17 protein-coding genes and 1 pseudogene are annotated in these 23950 nt (G+C 72.2%); 11 read left to right on the plus strand and 7 right to left on the minus strand.

Translation table 11 applies throughout. From position 1 onward, the window contains the following. Positions 1-111 precede the first annotated feature (111 nt). Both KYY02_RS17640 and KYY02_RS17645 read right to left on the minus strand, forming a co-directional pair. A complete protein-coding gene (locus KYY02_RS17640) occupies positions 112-1359 on the minus strand; it encodes a cation:proton antiporter (RefSeq protein WP_371238926.1) in 1248 nt (415 codons plus the stop codon). 4 nt (positions 1360-1363) lie between these two features. Further along, positions 1364-1849: a cation:proton antiporter regulatory subunit gene (locus KYY02_RS17645; RefSeq protein ID WP_503167868.1), complete on the minus strand. Its 486-nt coding sequence runs from the start codon at positions 1847-1849 to the stop codon at positions 1364-1366. Positions 1850-2127: 278 nt separating this feature from the next. Between KYY02_RS17645 and KYY02_RS17650 the strand changes: the two genes are divergently transcribed. The 4 genes from KYY02_RS17650 to KYY02_RS17665 all read left to right on the plus strand — a co-directional run bounded on the left by KYY02_RS17650 (position 2128) and on the right by KYY02_RS17665 (position 8807). Then, positions 2128-2964 carry a universal stress protein gene (locus KYY02_RS17650; protein WP_371238928.1) on the plus strand — a complete coding sequence of 279 codons (837 nt, stop codon included), beginning with the start codon at positions 2128-2130 and terminating at the stop codon, positions 2962-2964. Positions 2965-3326: 362 nt separating this feature from the next. Further along, the gene (locus KYY02_RS17655) at positions 3327-4739 is read left to right on the plus strand and encodes a cytochrome P450 (protein WP_371238929.1); all 1413 of its coding nucleotides are present in this window, start codon (positions 3327-3329) and stop codon (positions 4737-4739) included. Beyond that, entirely contained in the window at positions 4714-5724 is a 1011-nt protein-coding gene (locus KYY02_RS17660; RefSeq protein ID WP_371238930.1) for a (-)-alpha-amorphene synthase, read from the plus strand. Before KYY02_RS17655 ends, KYY02_RS17660 begins: the two co-directional genes overlap by 26 nt. 173 nt (positions 5725-5897) lie before the next feature. Further along, positions 5898-8807 carry an ATP-binding protein gene (locus KYY02_RS17665; protein WP_371238931.1) on the plus strand — a complete coding sequence of 970 codons (2910 nt, stop codon included), beginning with the start codon at positions 5898-5900 and terminating at the stop codon, positions 8805-8807. A gap of 176 nt (positions 8808-8983) precedes the next feature. On the opposite strand, the gene KYY02_RS17670 is transcribed toward KYY02_RS17665, so the two are convergent. Together KYY02_RS17670 and KYY02_RS17675 are read right to left on the minus strand one after the other, a co-directional pair. Beyond that, positions 8984-11068 carry a SpoIIE family protein phosphatase gene (locus KYY02_RS17670; RefSeq protein ID WP_371238932.1) on the minus strand — a complete coding sequence of 695 codons (2085 nt, stop codon included), beginning with the start codon at positions 11066-11068 and terminating at the stop codon, positions 8984-8986. A gap of 2 nt (positions 11069-11070) precedes the next feature. Then, a complete protein-coding gene (locus KYY02_RS17675) occupies positions 11071-12204 on the minus strand; it encodes an acyl-CoA dehydrogenase family protein (RefSeq protein WP_371238933.1) in 1134 nt (377 codons plus the stop codon). Positions 12205-13217: 1013 nt separating this feature from the next. Here KYY02_RS17675 and KYY02_RS17680 point away from each other — a divergent pair. The 5 genes and pseudogenes from KYY02_RS17680 (at position 13218) to KYY02_RS17710 (ending at position 18454) form a co-directional block, all read left to right on the plus strand. After that, a complete protein-coding gene (locus tag KYY02_RS17680) occupies positions 13218-13664 on the plus strand; it encodes a hypothetical protein (protein ID WP_371238934.1) in 447 nt (148 codons plus the stop codon). Further along, positions 13654-14178 (plus strand): hypothetical protein, encoded by a 525-nt coding sequence (locus tag KYY02_RS17685; protein ID WP_371238935.1) that lies wholly within the window; start codon positions 13654-13656, stop codon positions 14176-14178. Before KYY02_RS17680 ends, KYY02_RS17685 begins: the two co-directional genes overlap by 11 nt. A gap of 133 nt (positions 14179-14311) precedes the next feature. Then, a pseudogene (locus tag KYY02_RS33950) lies at positions 14312-17225 on the plus strand (putative T7SS-secreted protein); the annotation flags it as partial. A gap of 14 nt (positions 17226-17239) precedes the next feature. Beyond that, positions 17240-17677, plus strand: a complete 438-nt coding sequence (locus KYY02_RS33955; RefSeq protein WP_442538152.1) for a hypothetical protein — start codon at positions 17240-17242, stop codon at positions 17675-17677. Between the two features lie 444 nt (positions 17678-18121). Next, positions 18122-18454: a hypothetical protein gene (locus tag KYY02_RS17710; protein ID WP_442538153.1), complete on the plus strand. Its 333-nt coding sequence runs from the start codon at positions 18122-18124 to the stop codon at positions 18452-18454. A 429-nt stretch (positions 18455-18883) separates the two neighbouring features. Here KYY02_RS17710 and KYY02_RS17715 read toward each other — a convergent pair whose 3' ends face one another. After that, positions 18884-19306, minus strand: a complete 423-nt coding sequence (locus KYY02_RS17715) for a secondary thiamine-phosphate synthase enzyme YjbQ (RefSeq protein ID WP_371238940.1) — start codon at positions 19304-19306, stop codon at positions 18884-18886. An 86-nt stretch (positions 19307-19392) separates the two neighbouring features. Between KYY02_RS17715 and KYY02_RS17720 the strand changes: the two genes are divergently transcribed. Continuing rightward, on the plus strand, positions 19393-20481 hold the full coding sequence (locus KYY02_RS17720) for an NAD(P)-binding domain-containing protein (RefSeq protein ID WP_371238941.1): 1089 nt from the start codon (positions 19393-19395) through the stop codon (positions 20479-20481). A 17-nt stretch (positions 20482-20498) separates the two neighbouring features. Here KYY02_RS17720 and mltG read toward each other — a convergent pair whose 3' ends face one another. Both mltG and KYY02_RS17730 read right to left on the minus strand, forming a co-directional pair. After that, positions 20499-21356: an endolytic transglycosylase MltG gene (mltG, locus tag KYY02_RS17725; protein ID WP_371238942.1), complete on the minus strand. Its 858-nt coding sequence runs from the start codon at positions 21354-21356 to the stop codon at positions 20499-20501. Positions 21357-21399: 43 nt separating this feature from the next. Then, a complete protein-coding gene (locus tag KYY02_RS17730) occupies positions 21400-23202 on the minus strand; it encodes an ABC transporter ATP-binding protein (RefSeq protein WP_371238943.1) in 1803 nt (600 codons plus the stop codon). Positions 23203-23307: 105 nt separating this feature from the next. On the opposite strand from KYY02_RS17730, the gene KYY02_RS17735 reads away from it, so the two are divergent. Beyond that, a complete protein-coding gene (locus KYY02_RS17735) occupies positions 23308-23781 on the plus strand; it encodes a MarR family winged helix-turn-helix transcriptional regulator (protein ID WP_371238944.1) in 474 nt (157 codons plus the stop codon). Positions 23782-23950: the final 169 nt, after the last annotated feature.

A 23950-nucleotide genomic window follows, 5' to 3' on the forward strand; every position in this document is an offset into this window, starting at 1 on the left:
GCGCGGGGTTGCGACACCGCCCGGCTCGCCTGCGGGGTACCGCTCACCGGAGCCGACCTGATCGATCCGAACGGCGTCCCGGCCTCTTCCGCCGGCCGGGCGTCGGCCGGTTCAGCGTTCGGGCCGGCTCTTGTCCACCGGCTCCAGCGTCTCCGCGGCCGGCACCGCGACCTGTGCGGGCGCGATGTCGGCGGACGCGCTGCGCCGGGCGGTCAGGCGCAGCGCGATGGGCTCGGTGTAGCGGGCCGTGAGCGGGCCCAGGACGACCAGGACCAGGACGTACGCCGTGGCCAGTGGGCCGAGGTCCGGTTCGATGCCGGCGGTCACCGCGAGACCGGCGATGACGATGGAGAACTCCCCGCGGGCGACCAGGGCGCCGCCCGCACGCCAGCGGCCCTTGGGGGAGATCCCGGCCCGGCGGGCGGCCCAGTAACCGGTGGCGATCTTCGTCAGCGCGGTGACGACGGCGAGCGCGAGGGCGGGCAGGATCACCGGAGGGATCGACTGGGGGTCGGTGTGCAGCCCGAAGAAGACGAAGAACACGGCGGCGAACAGGTCCCGTAGCGGTGCCAGCAGGTTGTGCGCGCCCTCAGCGACCTCCCCGGACAGGGCGATGCCGACCAGGAAAGCGCCCACGGCCGCCGAGACCTGCAACTGCTGGGCGAGACCCGCGACGAGCAGGGTCAGGCCCAGCACGACCAGCAGCAGCTTCTCCGGGTCGTCGCTGGAGACGAAGCGGGAGATCACCCGCCCGTAGCGGACGGCGACGAACAGCACGAGCCCGGCGACGCCCAGTGCGACGGCCAGCGTGACGCTGCCCGCCGCGAGGCTGACGCCGGCCAGCAGGGCGGTGATGATCGGCAGGTAGACCGCCATGGCCAGGTCCTCGAGCACCAGGATGCTGAGGATGACCGGGGTCTCGCGGTTGCCGAGCCGTCCGAGGTCGCCGAGGACCTTCGCGATGACGCCGGAGGAGGAGATCCAGGTGACGCCGGCCAGCACCACCGCGGCGACCGGGCCCCAGCCGAGCAGCAGGGCCAGGGCGGCGCCGGGCAGGGCGTTCAGCGCCATGTCGACGAGGCCGGCCGGGTACTGGGTCTTGAGGTTGGAGACGAGGTCGTTGGCCGTGTACTCCAGGCCGAGCATGAGCAGCAGCAGGATGACGCCGATCTCGGCGCCGATCGCGACGAACTCCTCGCTCGCGCCGAGCGGCAGCATCCCGCCCTTGCCGAAGGCGAGGCCGGCCAGCAGGTAGAGGGGGATCGGGGAGAACTGGAGACGTCCGGCGAGGCGCCCCAGCAGGCCGAGCCCGAGGATGATCGCGCCGAACTCGATCAGGAAGGTTGCGGAGGAGTGCACTCGCTCACTCCCGCCCCAGAATCGCGGCGGCGGCGTCGACGCCCTCGCGGGTGCCGATCAGGATCAGCGTGTCCCCGCCTGCCAGCCGGAAGTCCGGCGCGGGGGACGGGATCGCCTCGGCCCGCCGCAGCACGGCGACGATCGAGACCCCGGTGTCGGTGCGCATCCGGGTGTCGCCCAGCAGTCGGCCGTTCCAGTGGGAGGCGGCGGTCAGCTCGATGCGCTCGGCGACCAGTCCCAGATCGGTGGTGTGCAACAGGTTGGGGCTGTGGTGGGCGGGCATGAGCGCGTCGATCAGCGCGGTCGACTCGGCGACGGTCAGCCGTATCGAACGGGCGCAGGCGTCCGGGTCGTCGGAGCGGTAGACGTTGACCGTGCGGGCACCGTCGCGGTGCGCGATCACGGACAGGTGCTCGTGCTCGCGCGTGGTGAGGTCGTACTTCACGCCGATGCCCGGCAGCGGCGTGGTGCTCATCCGTGGAGCAGGCACAGCCCGTCCCCTTTCCCGGTTTTCCCGGTTCCTCTGTCGACGATGTCCGAAGCGCGGTGCCGGCCGCGCCGTCGAACGGCACGGGTGATCCACCTCACGGGGGTAATGGTGCCATCCCGCCATTCGGCCGGAACATGGGTGTCGTCACCGATGGACAGGATGCGCGACGGGCCGGGGATGTCCGGGGAAACCGTGTCGCCGCAGATCGAAGGGGCGGGTACGGGCCGCCTCCCGTGGGTACCCGGAGACACCGCCGTGGCCGGGGACGGGAGCGAGTGGTGAACGACACGGTGATCGTAGGAGTGGACGGTTCGCCGTCCAGTCTCGCCGCGGTCGACGTCGCGGCGCAGGAGGCCCTGCTGCGCGGCGCGCGCCTGCGGATCGTGCACGCGTTCAGCCGCCCGGCCGACCTCGGCCCGATGATCCACGGGACCCTGGCGTGGGCCGAGCAGCGCGCCCACGACCGCTCACCGGGGCTGGAGATCGCCAGGACCGTGGCGTCCGGCGAGACGCTGACGGTGCTGCGGAGCGAGTCGCGGCACGCGGTGCTGACGGTGGTCGGCGGGCGGGGCCGCGGCGGGTTCGGGGATCTGCTGCTGGGTTCGACGGTCGTGCAGCTGGCCGCGCACGGGCACGGTCCGCTGTTGGTGGTCCGCGGCCGTCCCGCTCCCGAGGGGCCCGTGCTCCTCGCCGTGGACGGCTCGTCTGCCGGGGCCGCGGCGGCGGACTTCGCCTTCGCCGAGGCCGAACTGCGCGGAGCGCCGCTGGTCGCGATGCACGTGTGGAACACCTGGAGCGAGCCGACGCCGTACGAGGGACCCGCCGATCCGTTGAACGTGGTGGTGGATCTCGACCGGCTCCGTGAGCGGCACCGGAAGCTGCTGGCGGAGGCGGTGGCCCCGTGGCGGGACGCCCGTCCCCGGGTCGCCGTGGAGCTGCGCCTGGAGCGGGCGCGGGTGCGGCACGCGTTGCTCGACGCGAGCCGGGGGGCCCAGCTGGTGGTGGCCGGGGCCCGTGGTCACGGCGGCTTCACCGGAATGCTGCTCGGTTCGGTCAGCCAGGCACTGCTGTACCACGCCGACTGTCCCGTCGCCGTCGTCCGCGGCAGGGAGTGAAGGGGTGTCCCCGCTCCTCGTGGGGCCTCCTCACCGCGGCGCGGCGGGGCCGTGTGCACGGCCCCGCCTTCGGGAGTGTGAACGCGTCCCGTCCGTCCCCCGGGCGCCGGTGAGCGCGGAGACTGCCGCGCGACACGAATGACGATCACCGCGGCACGGGCTCGGCCGGCCCGTTCCGTGGGGCGCACATCTCAATTCCTTGCGCTCCCTGGTGCACCCGTGCGCCCCCTTGGCGACGGGACGAGGCGCGTCGGCTGCCGGTCCGGTATGGGCAGGACAAGGTTCGAGTGCCACATGTATGTGGACTCCTCTATGTGGACTCACTGAATTCCGTTTGTGTCACTCGGGACAGGTGGTATTCGATGAGCAATTGCGTTCATGAAACGGCACCGACCTGGAGGTCGGGAATCGCACCCGGCATATTACCGTCCGTCGGACACGGTATCGCCTTGTTCCGGCGTCCGCTGGAGTTTCTGAATTCTCTGTCCGCGTACGGCGATCTGGTGGAGATACGTCTGGGTCCCGTACGCGCCTGGGTGGTGTGCCACCCACGACTGGTCCACGAGATGCTCAGGGACACCCGCACCTTCGACAAGGGCGGCCCTCTCTACGAGCGGCTCCGGGCCCTCATGGGGGACGGGGTCGTCACCTGCCCGCACGACGATCACCGCAGGCAACGCAGACTGCTGCAGCCCGCTTTCCGCCCGTCCCGCGTCGCCGGCCTGACGGGGGTGATGGGCGAGGAGGCCGAGTCGGTGTGCCGCGCGTGGCGGGCAGGACGGAAGGTCGACATCAACGCGGCCATGATGGCCCTGACCACGGGGGCGATCAGTCGGGTCCTCCTCTCCGACTCGCTCGACGCGGCGAGGAGCGCCGAGGTGCGGGACTGCCTGGCCGGGATCGTCCACGGACTGTTCGTGCGTACGGTCGTCCCGGTCGACGTCCTGTTCCGGGTGCCCCTGCCCGCCAACCGCCGGTACCGGGACGCGGTCACCCGTCTGCACCGGCTCGTGGACGCGGCGATCGCCGAGCGCCGAGCGGGCGAGCCGCGCGACGATCTGCTGGGAGCCCTGCTGGCGGCGGCCGACGCCGGGGAGCACGGGGTGACCCCCCACGAGGTGCACGACCAGCTCGTCTCCCTGCTGCTCACCGGGTCGGAGAGCCCCTCCCTGGGCCTGTCCTCCACGTTCAGCCTGCTCGCACAGCACCCGGAGGCCGAGCGCCGGCTGCACGCCGAGGTCGACTCCGTACTGGCCGAGCGCGCCCTCCCCACCTCCGACGACCTGTCCCGTCTCCCCTACACCCGGGCCGTGCTCAGCGAGACCCTGCGCCACTCCCCGCCCGGCTGGCTCTTCACCCGGTCCACCACCAGGGACGTCGAGTTCGGCGGGCGCCGCCTGCCGCGTGGGGCCACCGTTCTGTACAGCCCGTACCTGCTGCACCACGCGCCCTCGTCGTTCCCCGACCCCGAGCGGTTCCGGCCCGAGCGGTGGCTGACGGGCGGGCACACCGCCCAGCCGTACGGCGCGATGGTCCCGTTCTCCGCGGGCAGCCGGAAATGCCTCGGGGACGCCTTCGCCATGGCGCAGGGCACGGTGGCGCTCGCGACCATCGCCCGGCGCTGGCGACTGCGGCACCCCCCGGGGCCCGTCGCTCCGGTGCGCCCCGCGGTGACACTGGGCCCCCGGTCGCTGCAGATGATCTGCGAACCGCGCGGGGACGGGCTCGACCGGCGATACCGGGGGGCGGGTGACACCCTTGTCGACCACGCATGAGGACATCGCGGCCGGCGCACTGCACGGAATCCCCGGCCCCCCGCTCAACGAACTGATCGACACCCATCTGCACATGCCGTTCCCTTTCCGCAGCAATCCGCACGAGCACCAGGTCACAGCAGGTGTCGAGAAGTGGCTGCGGGAGACGGGACTGGCGAACGAAGACTGGGTTCCGGAGATGATCTCCCGTACCCGCCCGGCCCAGCTCGCCTCCTACAACGGGCCGGAGATGGACTCCGGTCTGCTGCAGATCGTCGCCGATCAGATCGCCTATCAGTTCGTCTTCGACGACCGGGCGGAGGAGATCGGCCGGCAGGGGCCCGGCCGGCTGCTGCCCATGCTGGACGAGAGCATCGCCGTCCTGCGGGACGACGCGCCGCCGTCGACGCCGCTCGGCGCGGCCCTGGCCGATCTGCACCGGCGGGTCCGTGAGCGGTGCACACCCGCCCAGGCCGCGCGATGGGCCGTCAAGAGCCGTGAGTACGTGCACGGTCTGCTGTACGAGGCGGTGGCGCAGGCCGACACCGCTCCGCTGCCGACCGGACTGTGCACGTCGATACGGTCGCTGACCGCGGGGGTCGAACCCTTCCATCCGCTGTGCGAGGCGGCGCAGCCGGGCGAACTGTCCGACGCGGAGCTCCAGCACCCGGTGGTGCGGCGGCTGACCCGGCTGTCGGCCGACGCGGCGGTGTGGATCCCCGATCTGTACTCCGCGGCGAAGGAGCGGCGGACCGGCGGGGTGATCAATCTGGCCCTCGCCCACCAGCGGGCCCGCCGCTGCTCCCTGCCGGTCGCCGTCATGCTGGCGATCCGGCAGATCAACCGCACGACCGACGAGTTCGTCGGCCTCTTCGAGGAGATCAGGCCGCGGCTGAGTCCCTCGGCCGTCGGTTATGTGGAAGGTATGGCCGGCTGGATCCGCGGGTGCTACCACTGGTCCCGTACCGTGCCGCGCTACGCCGACACGGCGGCGGGTCCCGTCTGACCCGAACGCCGTCAATCCGGGAGCCCTTACCCACGGGGAGGAAGCCTCAAGCCGCCGCCGCCTTCGATTCATCCGTCCTGTCGTGGCCGTACCGGAATACGGGCACGGCGCGCCGCGACAGGCGTACGCTCGTCTGCCACCCCTTGGGCGAACGACAGGAAGCGGTAAGGCACATGGCGATCGAGCGGCGGCTGCACGTCACCGAGTCCCGGCCGCTGCTGGAACGCCGACGGGAACTCCGGGCCCTTGACGAGGCGTTGGCGGCCCTGCGGGACACCCGGGACGGGGTGCCGCAGGCGCCGCGCGGCGGGCTCCTCGTCTTCACCGGACCGGGCGGGATGGGCAAGACCGCGCTGCTGGCACAGGCCCGTTCCCGCGCGCTGGCCCAGGGCCTCACCGTGCTGTCGAGCTGCGGCGGCCGGAACGAGCAGGAGCTGGCGTTCCGTGTGGTGCGCAGGCTCCTCCAGCCCTCACTGGCCGCGATGGACGGCGGCGAGCTCCGCGCCTTCCTGGACAGCTGGTACGACGTCGTCGCCGTCGCCCTCGGTCTGGAGGCGGGGTCCGGCCCTCATGTGCCCGACCCGTCCGGGGTCCGCGAGGGCCTGGACTGGGTCATGACCCGGCTCGCCGTGCGGAAGGCGCCCATGGTGCTGCTGCTCGACGACCTGCACTGGGCGGACGTCGAGTCCCTCGACTGGCTCACCTCCTTCGCGCCCCGGGCGACGGATCTGCCGCTGCTGATCGTCCTCGCCCACCGGCCCGACGACCTGCCGCCCGGGGCGGAGCCGCTGCGCGACCTGCCGAGCACCCTCGGTACCCGCCCCTACGCGCTGGAGCCGCTCACCTCCGAGGGGGTGGCGCGGATCGTCAGGGACGAACTGGGGGACGAGGCCGAGGACGAGTTCTGCGAGGAATGCCGGCAGGTCACCGGGGGGAGCCCGTTCGAGGCCGTCGAACTCGCCATCCGGCTGGGCGAACACAATCTGCGGGGCACCCGGCACGAGCTGCGCGCGATGCGGGACCTCGCCGCGGCGGTCAAGGGCCGCGGACTGATCGAACGTCTGCTCGCCCTCGGGACGTCCACCGTCCGTTTCGCCTACGCCGCGGCCGTGCTCGGCGAGTCCGTGCCGCAGGAGCTCGCCGCCACCATCGCCGTGGTCGGCAGCGAGGCGGCCGCCGAGGCGACGGAGCGGCTGCGCGCCGCCCGGATCCTGGCCGAGGACGACGGGACCGGGGACGGACTCGCGTTCGTCCACCCGCTGATCGCCACCACCATCTACCGCTCCATCCCCCAGGCACTGCGGGTCGGACTGCACAATGGGGCCGCCGAGGCCATCCGTGCCGCCGGGTTCGGGCCGACGGCGGCCGCCCGGCACCTGCTGGAGGTGCCCTGCGACGGCCGTACCGAGGCGGTGGCGTGTCTGCGCGAGGCCGCTCGCGAGTACATGCGCGCCGGCGCCCCGGAAGCGGCCCGGCGGCTGCTGACACGGGCGCTCCAGGAGCCGCCGTTGCCCGAGCAGCGCGCCGGGCTGCTGCACGAACTCGCCTCCTCCACCTTCCTCATCAAGCCCACGGCCACGGTCGCGCACCTCCGTGAGGCACTGGCGGAACCCGGCATCGACCCGGAGCTGCGGGCGTCCATGGTGTACCGGCTCACGCAGGCGCTGGCGCACACCGACCAGGTGGCCGAGGCCGCGGCCGTCGCCGCCGACGAGGCGCGGCGCACCACCCACCCCCGGATCCGGCTGCGGATGCAGGCCGACCACTTCGTGTGGAGCTCGTACCGCACCGACGAGCCGGATCCCGCCGCCCGCTCGCGCAGGCTCGCCAGGCTGGCCGCGAAGGTGACCGGCCGGGGTCTGGAGGAGCGGTACATCCTGGGCCTGCGGGCCTGGGAGGCGGTGGTCTGCGGCGAGCCGCGGCAGACGGCCCTCGAGTACGCCGAGCGTGCCCTGCGGGGCGGGCTGAGCTGGACCGACGAGAACCGGGGCTTCGAGGTGCCGGTGGCGGTGGCGATGGTGTTCCTCTACGCCGACCAGCCGCGACGGGCCGAGGAACTGTTCAGCAGGGGCATGGCGGAGTGCGAGGCGAGGGGGTGGCGCGGCTCCCACCTCGCCCTGGGCCAGACCCTCGCCGGGTACATCCGCTACCGCCGGGGGGCCCTGGCCGAGGCGGAGAACCTCGTCCGGGAGGGGCTGCGCATCGCCGACCGGGTGGAGGGGGCGGTGCCCGCCCAGTGGTTCGCCGTCGGCATCCTCATCCAGACGCTCCTGGCCCGCGGACGTACGGCGGCGGCCCGCCAGGTCGCCGACCAGCACCGCTACGGCAGGCTGGTCCCGAACGCCGTCATCTACCCCGACCCGCGGACGGTGTACGCCGAACTGCTGCTGGCGGAGGGCCGCGCGGACGAGGCGGCCGCGCTGCTCTCCGCCGTCGGGGAGTGGCTGGACGGGCGGGAGTGGCGCAATCCCGCCTGGTGCGCCTGGCAGTCGGGGCTGGCGTCCGCGCTCGTCCGTACCGCGCCCGACCGGGCGGTCCGGCACGCGCAGGACGCGGTCAAGCGGGCCCGGGACTTCGGGGCGGCCTCGGCGATCGGGCAGGCGGTGCACACCCTGGCGGAGGTGACCGGCGGCCGGGCCGCGCTCGACCTGTACGCGGAGGCCGTCGGCCAGCTGGAACAGTCGCCCGCGGCCTACGAGCTGGCCCGCGCCCTGGTCGGCCACGGTGCGGCGCTGTCCCGCACCGGGCAGTTGCAGGAGGCCGCCGACCGCCTCTACCGCGGGCTGGAGGGCGCCGTGCACTGCGGCGCGGAGGCGCTGGCGACGCGGGCCAGGGGCGAGCTCGCCGCCTCCGGGCTGCGGCCGCTGCCCCTGCGGTACGCCCAGACGGACACGCTGACCGCGCCCGAACGGGAGGCCGCCGAGCTGACGGTCCGGGGGGTGTCCACGGCGGCGATCGCCGGGCGGCTGCACCTCACGGAGCAGGGTGTACGCCGTCTGCTCTCGTCGGTCTACCGCAAGATCGGCACGGACCCCTCCGGCCTGGCGGCCGCACTGGAGTCGTCTCCCCGCCAGCGGCCGTGAACAGGCCGGGGCCGGCAAGGCCGCGGGCGGCAAGGCGGCCTCCGCGCCGGAGAGGCGGCGGAACACCCACCGCGACAGCCGGCTCCGAGCGGGCCGAAACCCGGCGCGCCCCTGTCATGTGCCAGGGGCGCGCCCGGTGCCGGGCGTGCCGTACGCGGCCGGGGCCGTCCGCGCCGTCACGCGATGCCCGTGTCGGTGTCCTCGCCGGACGGGCCGTGGATCGCAGTCGCCGTCAGGGTCAGGACGGCGAGGTCGTCGCGCAGCCGTTCACCCCACCAGCGGTGGGCGTCGTCCATCAAGGCGGTGGCTGTGTTCCCGGCGGAAGCCGGCTCATCGGTCGGAGACAGGGCGTCGACGACGGCGGCGAGGTCTTCCGGGGTCCGCTGGTCTGCGGCGCCGGCTCCTTCGGTGAAGCCGTCGGTGTAGAGCACCAGGGTGTCGCCGACTCGTAGTTCCACTTCGGTGACCGGGTGGCGTGGCGTGTCCAGTACCCCCAGCAGGGGGCCCCGTGTCTCCAGCGGTGCGGTGCCGCCGTCCGCTCGGCGCAGGAGCGGCGGGGGGTGGCCGGCGCTGGCGATCCGAAGCCGGGCGGGGGCGTGGGCGGTGTCGATGACCACGTAGACGAGGGTGCAGAAGGGGGTGTTCTGACGGCGCAGCGCACTGTTGATCAGGTTCAGGACGTGGGTGGGGTCACTGGTGTGCTGGGCGGCGGCCCACAGGGTGTGGCGGACCAGGCCGGTGATGGCGGCCGCGTCGGGTCCCTTGCCGCAGACGTCTCCGAGGACCAGGACGTGCCGGTCGTCGGAGGCGGTGAAGGCGTCGTAGAAGTCGCCGCCGATGTGCAGGCCCTGGCTGAACGGCGTGTAGCGGGCGGCGAGGTCGAAGCCCGGCAGGTCGGGCAGGCGAGGCGGGAGCAGGGGACGTTCGAGGGCGCGGGTCGTCTCCGTCAGGCGGTTGAGCAGGCGGTCCTGCTGGGTGCCGACAGCTATCTGGTCGGCGATGTTCTCCAGGGTGGCCAGGACGGAGCCGGGCAGTGCCAGGCGCGTGGTCACCGACAGGGCTCCGAGCAGTTCCCCGCCGGAGATGAGCGGGAAGCCGGCGAACGAGCCGCGTCCGCTCGGGGACGGAGAGGCGTGCGGGTCGTTTCGCGGCGGGATGTCCAGGTGCGGGCTGCGTGACGCGACGATGCGTTCGACCAGGTCGCGCTGGGTCGTCTGGCAGAAGGAGGTGCCGGACGGCGCGGCGTCGTCCTCGGCGCAGATGGCGTGTACCAGCTCGCCACGGGTGTTCAGGGTCCAGATGCAGACGCGGTCGGCGCCCAGGCGGTCGGTGGCGGCGCGCACGCACTTGTGCAGGCGTTTGTCCAGAGGCCCTGACGCCGTCATGGCGGCGGCGACTTCGGCGGTGAGCAGAGCGTGAACGGTGCGTTCGGCGAGTCTGCGCTGGGCGTGCAGACGGTCGGTGACGTCCTCGGTGAGGACGAGGGTGCGGCTGCGTCCCTCGGTGTCCAGGACCTGCCGGACGGCCATGCTCAGGGCCTGGGAGGTGCCGTCGCCGCGGACGCGTTCGAAGACCGCGTCGGGTTCGGCGTCCCGTTGCCCGGAGGCAGTCAGGTGGCGGTGCAGCACCGTGCGCTGGTCCTCGGGGAACAGGTCGGTCACCGGCCGGTGCAGCGCCTCCGGCTCGATCAACTCCAGGACGTCGGCGGCCCGCCGGTTCCAGGCGACGACCGCGTCGCCGTCCAGCATGAGCACACCGATCGGGGCCTGGGAGAGGAACTGCCCCAGCAGCCGCTCCCCCATCTGCCGGTCGATCGACGCGCCCGTGGACAGCCGTTGCTGGGCCGTGGCCTGCGCCACGGCATGCGCGCGGCGGCGGGTGAGCTGCTGCAACAGCTCGCTGATCACACGGGGCATCCGCTGCGTCGCCTCGCCGCCCCGCACACGGCGCACGACGTCGTCGGAGAACAGAATCGGAAGCGCGGCGAGCTTGTTCTCCGTGGCAGGAGTGACCGTCACGGCGACCGTCAGGTCCGCGGGGTGGGGCCGTAGGGAGTGGACGACGCCGACAGGCGCCGTGACCGTCTCCCCCACCACCACCACCGTCGGCCGGCGCTGACCGGGGGTTCCGCCGGTGTAGGCCAGCACGTCCTCGGCCGTGGACTGAATGATCTCGGTCGTGGCGGCCAGTTCGGAGGTGACCGCGTTGACCGTCCCCAGCGGGACGTCGACGAGCAGCAGCAAGGGCAGACCGTGGTTCATCCTCAGCCCTCGAGGAGCGGTTCGTCGAGCAGGGCCCTGCCGGTCCACACCCGCAGCAGGTCGGTCACCGGGGACATCACGTGCGCGGCGCGGGCGTCGCGCAGCAGACGGTGCAGGGGGGAGTGCTCGCCGTAGCCGATACCGCCGACCAGGGTCAGGGCGTCGTTGACGGTGGCCTCGGCGGCCTCGGCCACCTCGGCCTTGGCGGAGGCCAGCCCCAGCAGAGCCTCCGGGCTGCCGAGCTCCGCCTCGGTAGCGGCGTGGTAGATCAGCCGCCTGGTGCGTTCCACGCGGGCCCACATCGTGCCCAGCCGGTGCTGGACGACCGGCTGCCCCGTGGCGGGCCGGCCCGTACGCGCCCCTTTGCGCCGCAGCAGGTGGGCCCGGGCCTCCTCCAGGGCCGCCGCCGCCACCCCCAGGTAGGTGCCGGCCATGGCCATCAGGAAGTAGGGGGCGACGACGTTGAAGACGTACCAGATCTCGTCGCCCTCCTCCCCCAGCAGGCACCAGTCGGCTATCTCGGCTCCTCGCAGCTCCAGCCCGCGCGAGGCGTTGCCGCGCATGCCGAAACCCTGCCACGGCGCCCCCCACTCCAGTCCCGGCACGGTGGCGTCGACCACCGTGCAGGAGAACTGACCCGGCGGCGTTCCCGGCCCGGCGGCCAGGGTGGAGAGGACATAGGAGTCCGCGTGGCCCGCATTGGTGACGAAGCTCTTCGCTCCGGTCAACCGCAGCCGGCCGTCCCCCACGCGCTCCATGCGGGTCTGCGGCAACCAGAACTCGCCGCCCGTCCCCGGCTCCGACAGGGCCAGAGTCGTCAGATGGTCACCGGCGGCGATCGGCTCCAAATAGGCTTCCCGCTGTCGGCGGCTGGCCTTCGCAGAGATCACCGCCGAGCCGACGAGGTGCATCCCGAAACAGATCGACGTCGAGGCACAGGAACGTCCCGTGGCCTCACCGACCTGCGCCACCGCCAGCAGCCCGTGCCCCATGCCCCCGTACTCGGCCGGCACCACCAGCCCGCCCAGCCGGGACCGCAGCACGGCCATACCCTTCTCCGGCCATCTCTGCTCCTCGTCCACGGCCGCGGCCTCCGGGGCGAGAACCTGCTCGCCGATCTCTCGAGCCACGGACACCGCAGCCCCGAGTTCCATTCGCGTCACCGCTGCACTCCGTTGCCTCACAGGGCCCGGCCGACAGAATCGGCGGGCATGACGATCCTCCCGGCGCACTGCTGCCAGACGCCCATGGCCTCCCACCCTATGGCGCGCTCGGCCCTCATCTGCAAGATCACCGCATTCGCGGTGCCCGGCCGCCCGCGGCCGCGCCGATCGCTCCCGGATCCGCGGGCTGCTGCACGGAACAGCGACGCACTTGTGCCCGGCGGTCCCTCACGAACAGACCCGACGGCATCCACCCCCTCAGCAGGCACGACAAAGGAGCGTTCTCGGACGATCTTCAAATACCGTGAAACCCTGGCAAGGGTACGGCCGGTCCACGGTTCCCCCGGCGGGGGCCACCGTATCCGGCCAGGGCCTGGCGGCCGGGAGCAGCGGAGTGACGAACCACACCTTCGAGCCGGCGCTGCGCCGGCGACTCCAGCGGGTGACGCACGCAGCGGTGGGCACCTCCTCCCGGAGTTCACGGAAGTGTCGTTCCACGACTCGGCGGAACTGAACTGCCTGCTCCGGGACACCGGTGAGCGGCAGCCGAGAACCCGGCACTGGCGTTGGCCGCCGTCCCCGCTCCCGGGTGCCGCGTGCCAGAACGGCCCGCATCGACCGGACGCCGCCGGCCCACCCCGCCGCCTCCGACGCCGAGACGTCCTTCACCGTCCGACGCCGGGCTCTGGACATCCACTCAGCACCACCACATTCCTGTACGTCCGGACCACGGTCTCCTGTACCCGTTCCCGCCCGGCCGTCACCGCAGCCGACGGCCGGTCAGGGGCAGCGTGAGCCGAGGAACGATCCCGGAACCGTCGTGCTTGGCGGTGTGCTCCATGAGCCCGGTGATGCGCCGGGCACCGTGCACGAGGTCCATGGCGCAGCCCATCCCCGTGACCGTTCTCCCGGCCCCGTCAAGACAACCCCGAGCGTAGGCGCGAACCATCTCTCCCGAACGGGCGTCCTGTTCTACGGTGCCGGTGGTGACCCAGGAGGTGGGAGGGGCCGTGGAGCCGGCAAGGACGGTGCTCGTCGAGCGGATCACCGAGCGTGGAGAGGGAGGGGGCGGTCCGCAGGCGTTGGTCGGCGGGACGCGCCGGTCGGTGCTCCTGGTGCCGCCGGACGGCGGTGGTCCGTGGTCGGCGCGGTCCGGTGGCGTGCGGTGGATCTGCGCGTTCACGGACGAGGCTGCGCTGGCGCGCTTCGTGTTGCGGCACGGTCCGGGTGACCGGCCGGTGGACTACGCGGCGCTGCCGGGTGCGCGGGTCGTGGACGAGGTCGTGCCGGACCTGGGCGAGCCGGTCGGTCTGGCGATCGACATCGCGGCAGAGGACGGCTCGATGTTCTTCCCGCCGGTGACCGGCATCGTCCCGGGCTCCTCGGCGGTCGACATCGACGCGTGCGAGAAGGGGGACGGCCGTGGGCGGTGACGGGATGGATCTCGACTTCGACCAGGCGTCGGTCGCCAAGTTCACCCAGGGCGTCGGCACGGCCATCGACCGGCTCGGGGACCTGGGTGGCGCCACCGGCTCGGTGGTGGGCAAGGGTTTCTCGGAGTGGACGACGACCGGCATGGACCCCGGCCACCACGGCCCGTCCGCCGGCTTCGAGGACTTCTGCGAGCGATGGGAACAGGGCGTGCGTGCCCTGGTGAGCGGCACGAGCGCGATAGCGAACCGTCTCGGTCCGATGGCGGGCACCCGGTGGGAGCACGGCCATTACGTCGGGGGCGTCCTCAAGGTCGGCGTCAACACCCCGGCGGGCGGAAACCCGCACGCCGCCGAAAAGGAGACCGCCCGGCAGGACTGGGGGAGGCCTGGAAGCCGGACTGTCCGGCCCCGGACCGGAGCACCGACTCCTGGGAGCAGGCGGGCCAGGAGGTGGGGCGGACCTGGAAGGACACCGGTCGCGCGGTCCTCACCGAGGGACAGGGCGGCGGTCTGACGTCGAGGATCGAGGGCGCTTTCGGCGTCCCGCCGGAGCTGCGTGGACAGGCACTGGACGACGCTTTCGGGCCGTCGCCGGAGAAACGCGCCCAGCAGCAACGGCAGAGTGACGACCACGGGGGTGACTGAGCATGGGCACCGGCGACTTCATCAGCGACATCACGCCGGACCCGGTCGAGGACGGCGTCGAGTGGGTCGGGAACAAGGTCGAGGGTGCGGGCAACTGGGCCGCCGACCGGCTGGACGACGTCGGCTGGGAGTCCGGCGCGGACTGGGTGCGTGAGCAGTCGCGCTCGGTGGCGGACCGGATGGGCGCCGAGGTCGACGAGATGGACCTCGGACAGACCGAGGACAAGACGAAGCTGATCTACGGCAGCCCGGGCAAGATCCGCTCCACCGCGGAGGGACTCCGCGGCTTCCAGACCGCGTTCGACGACGCGGGCAACGGCCTGAAGGGGCTGGACTCCTCCCGGTTGAAGGGCGAGGCGGCCGAGGCACTGCGCAAGGCGGTCGGCGCCCAGCCGCCGAAGTGGTTCACCGGCGCCGACGCCTGCGAGAAGGCCGCCGCCGCGCTGGAGGCGTTCGCCTCCACCGTCACCTGGGCACAAGGGCAGGCACAGACGGCGATCGACAAGTGGAAGGAAGGCGTCAAGGCCTCCGAGGAGGCCGCCGACGCCCACCGGAGGAAGGTCGACGACTACAACAAGGCCGTCGACCGTTACAACGCCCAGCCCGCCGACAAACGCGACCCCAGCACCCTGCCCCCCTGCCCGGCGCCGACGTTCACCGACCCGGGCAAGAAGCTGATGCAGGAGGCGCAGGACATCCTCGCGGAGGCCCGCGAGCAGCGGAACACCGCCGCCGAGACCGCGCGTTCGGCAGTCCGCGCCGCCCGCGACATGGCCCCGAGAAGCCTTCCTACGCGCAGCAGTTGGGTGACGGCCTGCAGGAATGGCAGATCATGGGCGACCACGTCGGCGGCGGCATCATCAAGGGCACCGCCGGGCTGGTCGACTTCGTCCGCGGCACCAACCCGCTCGGCCCTTACAACATCACCCACCCCGCCGACTACGTCACCAACCTCAACAGCCTCGCCTCCGGCCTCGTCCTCGCCGCCAACGACCCGGTCGGCACCGGCAAGCAGATGATCAGCGACTTCATGAAGGACCCCTACGAGGGCTTCGGCCGGCTGCTGCCGGACGTCGCGCTGACGGTGGCCACCGGCGGCGCGGGGGCAGGCGTCAGGGGCGTACGGATCGCCGCCGACGCTCTGCGGACGCTGCCCGGCTGCGCAATCGGTCGACGACGCGCCCGACGGCACCCACAACCGGCCCGACGGCACCCGCACCACCGACGGCACCGACCCCGTCGACCTCGCGTCCGGCCGGATGTTCCTCCCGCAGACGGACGTGGCCCTGCCCGGTCTCCTGCCGCTGGCATTCACCCGCCGCACCGAGTCCGGCCTCACCGCCGGCCGGTTCCTCGGCCCGTCCTGGACCTGCACCGTCGACGAGCGGCTGGCCATCGACGCGGTCGGCGTCGTCCACGCCACCGCAGACGGCCTGCTGATCACCTACCCGCACCCCGTCCCCGGCGCGCCCACCCGCCCCGAGTCCGGCACCGCCCGCACCCTGCTCGCCCGCGAGGCGGACGGCGACTGGACGGTCACCGACCCCGGCACCGGCCTGGTCCGCCGCTTCACCGCCCCCGCGGGCGCGGAGCCCGGCGGCGACGGCATCGCCTGGCTGACCTCACTCACCGACCGCAACGGCCACACGATCACCGTCGACCGCACCGAGGACGGGCTGCCGCTCGCCCTGGTCCACTCGGGCGGCTACCACCTGAAACTGACTCTCGCCGACGGCCGGATCACCCGCCTCGCCCTGGTCGGTGCGGGCGAGGACGGCACCGACCTGACCCTGATGTCCTACGGCTACGACGAGAACGCAAACCCCACCACCGTCACCAAGCCCTCCGGCGCCACCACCACCTTCCTCCACGACGACCGCCACCGCGCCACCGCCTGGACCGACTCCAACAACAGCCGCTACGACTACACCTACGACCACCACGACCGCGTCATCGCCGAGGGCGGCGAGGCCGGCCACGTCCAGATCACCCTCGCCTACACCGACCCCGACCCCGAGACCGGCCACCGCACCACCACCCTCACCACCACCGACGGGCGGAGCACCCGGCACCTCATCGACCACCGCTGCCGTGTGATCGCCACCGTCGACCCGGCCGGCAACACCAGCCGGTACGGCTACGACACCCACGGCAACCTCGTGAGCCGTACCGACCCACTGGGGCGAACGACCGCCTTCGCCTACGACGAGGACGGCCGTCTCGTCTCGACGGTCCGCCCCCGACGGCAGCGGACACACCATGAGGCCGGGGCGTTTCGGGAGGCACACGGAACTGGTCGGACCCGACGGGGCGCGATGGTTCCAGGAGTTCGACGAACGCGGTAACCGCACCTCCGTCACCGACCCCGGCGGTGGCACGACTCGCTTCGCCTACGACGCCCGAGGTCGCCTGACGTCGGTCACCGACGCCCTCGGCGCCGTCACCACGGTGCGGTGCGACGATACGGGGCTGCCGGTACAGGTCACCGACCCGGCAGGGGGGGCAGAGTCCTCCTGGAGCGCGACGCACTGGGCAGCGTGGTCCGTGTCACCGACCCGGGCGGCGGGGTGACCTGCCTCGAGTGGGACGCTGACAGGAATCTCGTCCGACGCGTCGCACCGGACGGCACCGTCGAGTCCTGGACCTACGACGGGGAGGGCAACCAGCTCACGCACACCGACCCGGTCGGCGGTGTTTCCCGCTGCGAGTACAGCCACTTCGTTCTGCTGACCGCCCGAACCGCTCCCGACGGCGCTCGGTACACATTCGCGTACGACGCCGGCCTCCGACTCGTCGAGGTCACCGATCCGCAGGGCACGCGGTGGACGTACGAGTACGACGCGGCAGGCCGCGGAGACCGACTTCGACGGCAGGACGCTCCGCTTCTATTCGGGCGGCCGAACCCGGCGAACCGACGGAGAGCAAGCAGTATGGACGACCGGCTGACGCCACACTGGCTGGAGATCTTTGAGAACTGCGGTCTCGAGATCGTGGAGGACCAGACGCACGACGGACCTCCCGTCAATGCCGCGCTCTACGCGGTGAACGGGGTCGAGGTCCGGCCGTTGGCCGAGGTCTCCGACTCGGCCCCTCAGGCCCTGGAGAAGCTGAGCAGGGAGTGGCGCAGGCGGGCCGAGCTCGCGCGCTTGTTCATGGAGAGCGGCGATTTCCTGGTCCTGCCCCCTGGATCCGGCGGGAGCAAGGTCGGCTGGGTGCGGGTGAGGGACCGGGTCGGCGAGAACCTTCCCTCGCGTGTCGCCGCCGCGACGGGCGCCCCCGAGTTCATCGCCGTCTCGGTGGACGGACGTCATCTGTGTGCCTCCGCGGTGGAGGACGACTGCTACTGGGTGGTCGTGCACGAGTTCTGAGGCCCGGAACCCCGCCGCCGACCCGGGCACGCGCATGGGGTCCCTGTGCTTCCCGCTGCGTGACCGTGACGGCAGGTACGGCCGGTCGTTCGATGCTGTCTTCGAGGCCGAGGAGATCGCGATCCTCAGGAGCGCGCCGCAGGCCCCTCGAATGAACGCCCACTGAGAGCGGGTATCCGCCGGTCATCGGGCCCTGTCGCACATCCGGCGGTAACGGATCGTGCACGTCGAGCACCCTTTCCTTGCGGAGGGTAAGAGTGGCGCTCTGGCCTCGGTGTTTCGAGGTGAACGGCATCACGCCGGGACACCCCCCGCACGGACCGGAAGTACGCGTGGGCCTCGACCCGTGCGGACGGCCTGCGGAAGTGCGGGGCGCGGACGACGCCCGCTGGCTGCAGAGTACGACGAGCACGGGAACCTCACCCGGTCCGGGTCACGGATCCGGTGGGCGCCACCACTCGGCTGCAGTGGTCGCCGCACGGCGACCTCACTCGGCGAGTGGCCGCGGACGGCACGACGGAGTCATGGAGGTACGACGGCGAGGGCAACTGCGTCGAGCACACGGACCCGGTGGGCGGGGTGACCCGCTCCGAGTACACCCGCTTCGATCTGCTGGCTGCCCGCACCGACCCGGACGGCGGTCGCTTCGAGTTCGTCCACGACACCTGCCTGCGCCTCATCAAGGTGACCGATACGCAGGGGCAGGAGTGGACCTATGCCTACGACGCGGGGCCGTCACCGGCTGGTACGACGACGATCTGCTGTCCGCAGTGCTGACCCGCAAGGCCGACGTCTGGACCGCGGCGCCTCACCTGGCCCGGCATCCCGACGAGACGGTGAGCATGCTCACGGATCACTCGACGCCTACGACGCATGAGCGTTCTTCCTCCCAGCCCCAGCTCGACCTGCTGATCGAGCTGCGGAACGGCACCGCCCGCACAATCATCGGCGACGAGGCCGAGTCGCTCATTCCGACGTTCTCCGGGACCATGTTGATCCTGCTGACGGCCGCCGGCACGACCTCTCGTACGTTCTGGGGCCGGTGGGGGAGAACGGTGATCGTGGCCGTCGACAAGCAGCTTGACGAGATCCGTCGGGACATCGGAATTCGGATTGGCCCAGTCCGGCACCTGTTCGAGGACCGCTTCAGCAGCTTGCCAGAGCACCTTCGAGCGCGCCTTGCACGGCCCCCGGTGACGATCCTGGTCAGCCGAGGAAGCTCAAACGGACCTGACGGTTGTCGTTGTCAATGTTCGTGTCGACCAGGCACACCGACTGCCAGGTGCCCAGTTCCAGCCGCCCGTCCACCACCGGGAGCGTCGCGTGCGGCGGGACGAAGGCGGGCAGGACGTGGTCGCGGCCGTGTCCGGGGCTGCCGTGGCGGTGCTGCCAGCGGTCGTCGGCGGGCAGCAGGGTGTGCAGGGCGGACAGGAGGTCGTCGTCGCTGCCGGCGCCGGTCTCGATCACGGCGACACCGGCCGTGGCGTGCGGCACGAAGACGTTCAGCAGACCGTCCCGGCCGGCCGCCGTCTCCCGCAGGAAGGTCTCGCAGTCGCCGGTGATGTCGACGACCCTCTCGGCGGAGCCGGTGGCGACGGTCAGGACTCGGGTGGTGAAGGCATCGGACATGTGCTCCATCCTGGCCCATGCGCCCGGCTCCACGGGAGAACGACGGTGCCGGGAAGATCCACGGCCTTCTCCTGGTTGGTGGAGACGTGAACGACATGCGCGAGGTCGAGGTGGTCGTCATAGGCGCCGGGCAGGCCGGGCTGTCGAGCGCCTATCACCTGCGGCGGACCGGCTTCGCGCCGGACCGCGACTTCGTGGTGCTGGACCGCTCCCCCGGCCCCGGCGGCGCCTGGCAGTTCCGGTGGCCCTCGCTGACGTACGGCAAGGTGCACGGGATGCACGCGCTGCCCGGCATGGAGCTTGACGGCGCCGATCCGGCGCGGGCCTCCTCCGAGGTGATCGGCGAGTACTTCGACCGCTACGAGAAGACCTTCGACCTGCGGGTGAGGCGTCCGGTGGCCGTGCGGGCCGTGCGGGCCGTGCGGGAGGGGACGGGCGGACGGCTGCGGGTGGAGACCTCGGACGGCGACTGGTCGACGCGGACGCTGATCAACGCCACCGGCACCTGGGACCGGCCGTTCTGGCCGCACTGTCCGGGGCAGGAGACCTTCCGGGGGCGGCAGGTGCACACGGCGCGGTACCCGGGGCCGGAGGCGTTCGCCGGGCAGCGGGTGGTCGTGGTGGGCGGCGGTGCGTCGGGGACCCAGCACCTGCTGGAGATCGCGCCGTACGCGGCGGCCACGACGTGGGTGACCCGGCGCCCCCCGGTCTTCCGGGAGGGCTCCTTCGACGAGGAGGCGGGCCGGGCGGCCGTGGCGCTCGTCGAGGAGCGGGTGCGGCAGGGTCTGCCGCCGCGCAGTGTCGTCTCCGTGACGGGGCTGCCTCTCAACGACGCGATCCGCCGGGGCCTGGCGGACGGTGTGCTCGACCGGCAGCCCATGTTCGACCGGATCACCCCCGACGGCGTGGAATGGGCGGACGGGCGGCGGGCGGCGGCGGACGTCATCCTGTGGGCGACCGGCTTCCGCCCCGCCATCGAGCACCTCGCCCCGCTGCGGCTGCGGGAGCCGGGGGGCGGGATCCGGGTCGAGGGCACGCGGGCGTTCGCCGACCCGCGGGTCCACCTGGTCGGCTACGGCCCCTCGGCGAGCACCATCGGGGCCAACCGGGCCGGACGCGCTGCAGTGCGGGACATCCGGCGGCTGCCGGCGTGGGAGGAGCGGGTCGCGGCGTGACGGCCGGGGCCGGCCACTCACTTCGCGGACGGTTCGCCCGCCTTCCCGCTCGTTTCCTTCTGCCGGGCGTCGGCCTCGGCGACGTTGCGCTGGTGTTCGGCGTAGTCGGCCGTGAAGCGGGTGTCGCCCGGCTCGACGGTGACGAAGTAGAGCCAGTCGCCCGGAGCCGGGTTGATCGCGGCGCGCACCGCGTCCTCGCCGGGGTTGCCGATCGGGGTCGGGGGCAGTCCCATGCGCTGGTAGGAGTTGTAGGGGCTGTCGACCTCGGTGTCGGCGGCCGTCGTGCGCGGCGTCGTGCGGTTCAGGGCGTAGCTGACGGTGGAGTCCATCTGGAGCGGCATCCCGCGCTCCAGCCGGTTGAAGATCACCCGGGCCACCTTGCCCATGTCGGCCCTGGTGGCCGCCTCCGCCTGGACGATGCTCGCGACGGTGACCACCTGGTAGGCGTTCATCGCGTTGCGCTGCGCGCCGGCGACGGCCGGGACTCCGTTGAACTTCTTGTGGGCGGTGTCGACCATGCGGGACAGCAGCTTCTGCGGGGTCGCCTTCTCCCGGAGCGGATAGGTCGCCGGGAAGAGGTAGCCCTCCGGATTGCCCCCGGCCTCGTCGGGCAGCTTCAGGTCCGCCTTGGCGAGGGACTTCTTTGCGGTGCCCGCGGGCAGGTCGAGGACCTCGTCGACGGCGGCGTACACCTGGCCCGCGCGCCAGCCCTCCGGGACCACCAGGGCCGTGGGGCGGGAGTCGTCGTCGCCGTTCAGGATCAGCAGCGGCACCGCCACGGCGGTGCCGGCCACGACGGCCCCGAGCGCCGCGAGGACGAGGCGGCCCCGGCGCGTCAGTCGGATCGTGTTCCGTGACGGAGTGTTCGTCTGCATGCGGGCACGGTAACCCGCACATCTCTACAAATCCGGCATATCTTCATCTTGTCGGCTCCAGTCGGGCGTCCCGGCGCACGAGGGCCGCATACCGTCCGCCACACTCCAGCAGCTCTTCGTGCGTGCCGCGTTCGACCACGCGGCCGGAGTCGAGGACCACGATCTGGTCGGCGCTGCGGACGGTGGACAGCCGGTGGGCGATGGTGACCGTGGTGCGGTCGGCCGACAGCGCGTCGATGGCCTGCTGGACGGCGGCCTCGGTACGGGTGTCCAGGGCGCTGGTGGCCTCGTCCAGCACCAGGACCGGCGGGTCGCGCAGGATGGTGCGGGCGATCGCCAGGCGTTGTTTCTCGCCGCCGGAGAAGCGGTGGCCGCGCTCGCCGACCACCGTGTCGTACCCGTCGGGCAGGGCGGCGATGTGGTCGTGGATCTGCGCGGCCCGCGCCGCCGCGTGCAGCTCCTCGTCGGTCGCGTCCGGCTTGGCGAAGCGCAGGTTGTCCGCGACCGAGGCGTGGAAGAGGTACGTCTCCTGCGAGACGACGCCCACCGCACGGGCCAGCGTGTCGAAGTCGAGGTCGCGGACGTCGACGCCGTCGAGGGTGACCCGGCCGCCCGTGACGTCGTACAGCCGCGGCACGAGGTGACCGAGGGTGGACTTGCCGGCGCCGGTCGGCCCCACCACGGCGAGGCTGCCGCCCGGAGGGACGGTGATGTCGATGTCGTCGAGGACGGGGCCGCTCCTGTCGTCGTACCCGAAGGTGACGCCCTCGAAGCGGACCTCGCCCTTGACCCGGTCGAGGTGGACCGGATCCGCGCGCTCGGTGATGTCGATCGGGAGGTCGAGGTACTCGAAGATGCGCTGGAAGAGCGCGAGCGACGTCTGGATCTGGACACCGGTGGACAGCAGGCTCACGGCCGGACGGAACAGCCCCTGCTGGAGCGAGACGAAGGCGACGACGGTGCCGATGGACACCCCGGAACCGTCCGACCGCAGGGCGATGCCGGCCGTCCAGTAGATGACCGCCGGCATGGCCGCCATGACGACCGTGATGACGGCCATGCGCCAGCGGCCGGCCATGTTCGACCGGATCTCCAGGTCGACCAGACGCTCGGACTCGTCCGAGAAGGCGCCGGTCAGGGAGTCGGAGCGGCCCATGGTGCGGCCGAGCAGGATGCCGCTGACCGAGAGCGACTCGGTGACCGTGGCGGCCATCGCCGCCATCTGTTTCTGGCGCTGGGTGGTGATCTTCTTGCGCTCGTTGCCGACACGGCGGCTGATCCAGACGAACACCGGCAGCAGGACCAGGGAGACCACGGTCAGCCGCCAGTCGAGGGCCAGCATCGCGACGACGGTGGCGACCACGCTGGTGAGGTTGGAGACCAGGGAGGTCGCCGTGGAGGTCACGGTGGCCTGCATGCCGCCGATGTCGTTGGCGATGCGGGACTGGACCTCGCCGGTGCGGGTGCGGGTGAAGAAGGCGAGCGACATGCGCTGGAGCCGGCCGTAGACGGCGGTGCGCAGGTCGTGCATCACGCGTTGGCCGACGGTGGTCGAGATCAGCGTCTGCAGCACGCCGAAGACGCTGGTGAGGACGGCGCTGAGGATCATGCCGAGCGCGAGCAGGCTGAGCAGCCCGGTGCGGCCCTCGGGGAGGGCGACGTCGAGGATCGCCTTCAGCAGGAACGGGGTGGCGACCGAGACCAGCGACGCGGCGCCGACGAGCAGGCCGACGACCGCGAGGCGGCCCCGGTAGGGACGGAAGAGTCTCAGGATGCGCCGCACCTGCCGGGGCTGCTCCCTGGCGTCGGCGGGCGGAGTCCAGTCGGGTTCGCGGTCGGGGTGCATGGTCTCCTTCGGAACGGGCTCCCGGCGTGGTGGCCCGAGGGCGAGCGGAGCCTAGCTCATTGTTACCTATACTCACAATGAACGACATCCTGATATTGTTCCCGTATGACCGCTCCCGATCCCGACGGCCTACTGGCCGAGCAGCTGCTTCGGCTGACCCGCCGGGTGCACCGCATCCAGAAGCGCCATCTGGAGCGGCGCGAACTCGGCATCACCCCTGCCCAGTCGCGGCTGCTGCGCACCCTCGCGCACTACGCCTCACCGCCCCGTATGGCCGATCTGGCCGAGCGGCTGGAGGTGGTCCCCCGAGCCGTCACCACACTGGTCGACGGGCTGGAGGCGAACGGCAAGGTACGGCGGGTGCCTGATCCGGCCAATCGTCGGGTGATCCGGATCGAGCTCACCGACGACGGGCGGGCGGCCCTGCGGGAACTGCGCGCCGCGCGCCGGTCCGCCGCGAAGGAGATCCTGGCCCCGCTGGGGGAGGAACAGCGCGAGGCGCTGGGCGAGCTGCTGGACACCCTGATCGACGGGACGGTCCCCTCGCGGTGCGGCGACGCGTCCGTACGAACCGTGTGACGTGACGGTGCGGCGAGGCCGCCGGTTCCGTGCGGTCGTGTGGAAAATCGTTTGCCTTCCGGTACGCAGCGGGGTCAACCTGTCACGGTTTGCTGCCTCCGTCCTCGGACGGCGTGCAGCCGTGCCCGCACCACCCGCCGCCTTCTCCCGTCTCCGCCGCCCCCTGACC

This window comes from Streptomyces pimonensis, assembly GCF_041380215.1.
Taxonomy (GTDB): domain Bacteria; phylum Actinomycetota; class Actinomycetes; order Streptomycetales; family Streptomycetaceae; genus Streptomyces; species Streptomyces pimonensis.

What these genes read in the sequence shown, in the direction of transcription:
- KYY02_RS17655 (WP_371238929.1), top strand. Translation starts at nt 3,327, where the DNA reads ATGAGCAATTGCGTTCATGAAACGGCACCGACCTGGAGGTCGGGAATC.
- KYY02_RS17670 (WP_371238932.1), bottom strand. Translation starts at nt 11,068, where the DNA reads ATGAACCACGGTCTGCCCTTGCTGCTGCTCGTCGACGTCCCGCTGGGG.
- KYY02_RS17730 (WP_371238943.1), bottom strand. Translation starts at nt 23,202, where the DNA reads ATGCACCCCGACCGCGAACCCGACTGGACTCCGCCCGCCGACGCCAGG.
- KYY02_RS17735 (WP_371238944.1), top strand. Translation starts at nt 23,308, where the DNA reads ATGACCGCTCCCGATCCCGACGGCCTACTGGCCGAGCAGCTGCTTCGG.
- KYY02_RS33955 (WP_442538152.1), top strand. Translation starts at nt 17,240, where the DNA reads ATGGACGACCGGCTGACGCCACACTGGCTGGAGATCTTTGAGAACTGC.
- KYY02_RS17665 (WP_371238931.1), top strand. Translation starts at nt 5,898, where the DNA reads ATGGCGATCGAGCGGCGGCTGCACGTCACCGAGTCCCGGCCGCTGCTG.
- mltG (WP_371238942.1), bottom strand. Translation starts at nt 21,356, where the DNA reads ATGCAGACGAACACTCCGTCACGGAACACGATCCGACTGACGCGCCGG.
- KYY02_RS17715 (WP_371238940.1), bottom strand. Translation starts at nt 19,306, where the DNA reads ATGTCCGATGCCTTCACCACCCGAGTCCTGACCGTCGCCACCGGCTCC.